Origin of the sequence: uncultured Psychrobacter sp. (assembly GCF_947495825.1) — a bacterium.
GTDB lineage: Bacteria > Pseudomonadota > Gammaproteobacteria > Pseudomonadales > Moraxellaceae > Psychrobacter.
The window spans coordinates 1-3,808 of record NZ_CANMAH010000019.1 but is presented as its reverse complement, the minus strand read 5'-3'; the positions used below and the strand labels follow the sequence as shown (position 1 = coordinate 3,808).

Below are 3,808 nucleotides of genomic sequence, written 5' to 3'. Positions count from 1 at the left end.
GGTGGTCATATCTTCTCTCCAGTCTTGGTGATAGTATAACCTCTTATCTACTGTCCTATTTCATTATGCCACTACAACTGACTCTAAACGCGTTATTCCTATAGGGTCTGATAAAAAATATCGTGAGTTTCAGATTCAACTAACTCCGAGCACTACGAAGGTTTATAGCGAAAAAAGCACCGTTCAACTGCAGGAACAAAAACAGCGAAGAACAATCATACTTGATATTGATATGACAGCGGGAGCAACGTATACGGTAACTCGAGAAGATAACAAAAAATTCTTCGACAATAAATTAGCGGAAACGAAAAAATCTGTTTTCAAAGACGGCACGTCGCATACTGTCTATCTTCCTAAGAAGTACAATGGGAAAGTACTACTTAAAAAAGGCAGTAAGACTATTGCGACTTTTCCATTAGAAGCCTTAGACCCAAATGATACAAACGCACCAATTATTTTCTGTTTAAGTAATAAAAAAGGTGGATCAAGTAGTGAGAATACACTAAGTACTGATAAATTAAGCAGTACAGAATCAATAGTTTGGCATTTTGAGTCAAAATACAACATAGTTGATGGAACTTATGTCGTAAAAAAAAATGATATGACAGATAATGAATTTGAAGTTATGAAAAATGTGACACGAACGCTTTTAGCTAGCTTAGCTTTCGACGGTGTAGCTTTGCCTGCCGCTGCAGAAATGAAAACTGCTTTGAAGAACAATAACCGTCAATTTATATTTGATGCTTTAAAAAGATTAAGTGTAGGAAAAGAGTCTAAAGACATATTAAAGTTTACAATAAAAAAATCCAAAACAGGTAAAACCTTAATAATATTCAAAGGTTACTCTGGTTTAAGAAGCTTTCTCACAGCAACAACCTACTCAACCAATAATATAAAAGTCGGTATTATTTCTACAGCAACTGACATTAAGTCAGCTTCTAGAGCTGGAGGCTTAAGTACGGCAGGATTGGCGACAGCTAAAACTGCTGTTAAAGGCCTAGGAGGTTTTGGTTTCGCATTGGTAGCTACTTTTGATATTGCTGAATTCATGTTGTCTGATGATCCTTTAAATAACTGGTCTGATTTATACGTTACTTTAGGTATTGATGCAGTTAAGACAGTTATCGCTACGGCAGCTGGATTAATAGTTGGTGCTATCATAATAGGATCAGGAATTGGTATTGTAGTAGTAGCTGGAGGCATTGCTGCAGCTGTACTGACTTCATTCGCTTTGGAAGCTGGTGATAGGAAGTATAACGTAACTCAAAAAGCACAAAATATGGTTAATTACTTAGAATCAAGTAATATGAAATATCTAGAGGCGAACAAATCATTATGAGTTATAAAATTAAAACGCAATTACCAGATCCTCATACTTTCACAGACTCATTTAACTATCATTGTTCTGGGAAGTGGTTTGCTGGCATAGCACTTCTAATGGGAGTATTAGGATTGGCTATGGGTAATTTATCAAATGAGCTACCACAGTGGAATACGCTTTATTTAATAATACTTTGCTGTGTATATCTATTTGTGCCAGCACGGATATATATGAAAGGATATTATTGGTTTTTTATTAATTCGTGGCTTGTTGGGTTCGCTACGGTTTTATTATTTGCATATGTTACTACTTTAAATTTGTTTAGGTTAGAATTGTATATAAATAATTTTAGTATATATATATATAGTATTATTCTAATTATTTCCATCTTAGAGTTTTTCGAAAAAAGAAAAAAGATTATTATCTATAAAAATATTATCAGTAATTCTATTGGCAATCATAATTTTTATATACAGAATTGGCTAAAAGAGTTAGAGAAAAGTGAAGCTTATCAAGGTATGAGTTTTGCTTTGTGGATTGGGTTAGCTGTTTTTGGAGTAGTTATATTAGTAGGTGCTATATTTGGCGGCGGTTTAATGACAGCAAAATTTCTATTAGATAACGGTTTCGAAATCGTAGTAGAGGTAGTTATCGGGTTTGGTATGTTTGCATTTAGTATGGTTGTACTGTCACGATTTATACATGAGACGTTAAAATTAATAGCTGCCTATCAAGTAAAAAAAGAGTTAACGCAAGAGTAGTAAAGACTACTGTAATGACAGCGCCCAATGGATACCCATCGCCAGTCACTTAGTCGCCGACCACATGGGACACACCCATCCGCTGCGGCACGGTCAACACGTCCTCATCGACTTCATCGGTGGTGACATCACCCATCCCATTATTATTGGCAGCACCCACAACGGCCAAGGTAACGACGACGCCCAGCACAACCGCATCGCCAGTGACACAGACTTCATCGACGCCACCAGCCCCGCTTGGTTTATCAATCAAAGCCATGCGTATCCCATCGACGGCATCAAAACCCAAAGTATTGATAGCAGTCGCACCGGAGAAGCGACTAAAGACCACGCTATCAACGGCTACAACCAGCTGATGTTTGACGCTCATCCTGACAGTCCACAAATCAATCTCTATAGCAGCAGCTATCAAAGTAGCCTTACTATCGGACACCTGTACCAACATAGCGACCACACCCGAGGGCAAGCGCGTGGACAGGGCATCAGTGTAGAGACTGAGGCCACCGCCAATGTACAAGGCAGCACAGGTATTCATATCAGCAGTCAAACATCAGGCAATCAATCAAACACTCACATGAGCCATAACAGTCATAGCAAACTGCAAACCGCGGATCAGCACCAGCAAGCCTACGCGCAATTGGCTGAAGCGCATCAGCCTGTCGGTTTAGAGAGCACGAACAATAAAATCAACCGTCAAGAAGACAGCCAAACCCCATTTGGTCAATTTAGCCAAGATACCAATGACAGTGCGCTAAGCAAAGCAGGACAATGGCAACAGCCGCATGTACTGATCGACTCCCAGCGTCATCTAGCCCTATTAAGTGGACAACACAGTCAGCACACCAGCACGAAGAGCACGCACAATCATGCGACAGGTAGTACTCACCATCATAGCCAAACCCAGATGAACCAATTAGTCGCTGGCGACATTCACTATTACTCAAACAAAGCACAAACCCATACCGCCGCCCATGGCGATGTCACCATACAAGCACATCAAGATGAGATGCGTCTGGATAGCGAGCAAGTATTGCGTATCCATAGCCGCGACAGTATTGAGATCATTGCCCCTGATACGCTCACCCTAAAAGCAGCAGGGAGTGGTATTGAGATGTCAGGGGGTAAGGTGATGTTTATCACACCGAAGCAAGTGGGGTATAAGGCGAGTAAGGTGGATTGGGGGAGTGGGGGTGGTACAGGGTCTCCTGCTGTGCATTTGCCGCAGGCAAAAATGCTTGAAAACATGGATCACTATCTGACATACATTGTCCATGATCAAAATGATGAGCCACTTCCCTTTAACAAATGTATGCTTATTAAACCTGATGGTTCAACCGAGATGCATACCACTGATTATAATGGCAAGTTAAAGCTGATTGTTGATGATGAACCGAATGAGTATGAGTTGCATGTAATCGTGCATGAAGAAGTTGAAGCTGAGGAACCCCAAGAAGAGGAAGATTAATTATGATTAGAGCTTATAAATATACAAGACTTCGATTGAAAGTATCAGATAAAGTGGATATCAAGAAAATAAAATATGACCTAAAAGATAAAGAATTAAATCCACTTGTGAACGATCAAACATTTGACGAAAAAGGCAATTCAAACATATATGACTTATCGACTCGCAATGATAAAAAAGTAATATATAGTCTAATCCAAATAAAACCGATACAATCCTATTAACAATTGCATTTAATGAAATAAACGATGACTTATTCAA

The 3,808-nt window shown here is 39.3% G+C and carries 4 protein-coding genes; 3 read left to right on the top strand and 1 reads right to left on the bottom strand.

Features of this window, described 5'->3' with window-relative positions; genetic code table 11:
- The first annotated feature begins 232 nt into the window (after nt 1-232).
- Entirely contained in the window at nt 233-1,339 is a 1,107-nt protein-coding gene (locus tag Q0895_RS13350; protein ID WP_299189756.1) for a hypothetical protein, read from the top strand.
- Nucleotides 1,336-2,082 (top strand): hypothetical protein, encoded by a 747-nt coding sequence (locus Q0895_RS13345; protein ID WP_299189755.1) that lies wholly within the window; start codon nt 1,336-1,338, stop codon nt 2,080-2,082. Before Q0895_RS13350 ends, Q0895_RS13345 begins: the two co-directional genes overlap by 4 nt.
- A 49-nt stretch (nt 2,083-2,131) precedes the next feature.
- On the opposite strand, the gene Q0895_RS13340 is transcribed toward Q0895_RS13345, so the two are convergent.
- Complete coding sequence (locus tag Q0895_RS13340; RefSeq protein ID WP_299189753.1) at nt 2,132-2,452, bottom strand: hypothetical protein; 321 nt, start codon at nt 2,450-2,452, stop codon at nt 2,132-2,134.
- Here Q0895_RS13340 and Q0895_RS13335 point away from each other — a divergent pair.
- Entirely contained in the window at nt 2,438-3,547 is a 1,110-nt protein-coding gene (locus Q0895_RS13335; protein WP_299189752.1) for a DUF2345 domain-containing protein, read from the top strand. The two genes, Q0895_RS13340 and Q0895_RS13335, sit on opposite strands and share 15 nt — an antisense overlap.
- The last annotated feature ends 261 nt before the right edge of the window (nt 3,548-3,808 follow it).

Bases quoted from the DNA above. Each gene is read 5' to 3' on its own strand.
- Q0895_RS13350 (WP_299189756.1), top strand. From the start codon at position 233: ATGACAGCGGGAGCAACGTATACGGTAACTCGAGAAGATAACAAAAAA.
- Q0895_RS13335 (WP_299189752.1), top strand. From the start codon at position 2,438: ATGTTTGACGCTCATCCTGACAGTCCACAAATCAATCTCTATAGCAGC.
- Q0895_RS13340 (WP_299189753.1), bottom strand. From the start codon at position 2,452: ATGAGCGTCAAACATCAGCTGGTTGTAGCCGTTGATAGCGTGGTCTTT.
- Q0895_RS13345 (WP_299189755.1), top strand. From the start codon at position 1,336: ATGAGTTATAAAATTAAAACGCAATTACCAGATCCTCATACTTTCACA.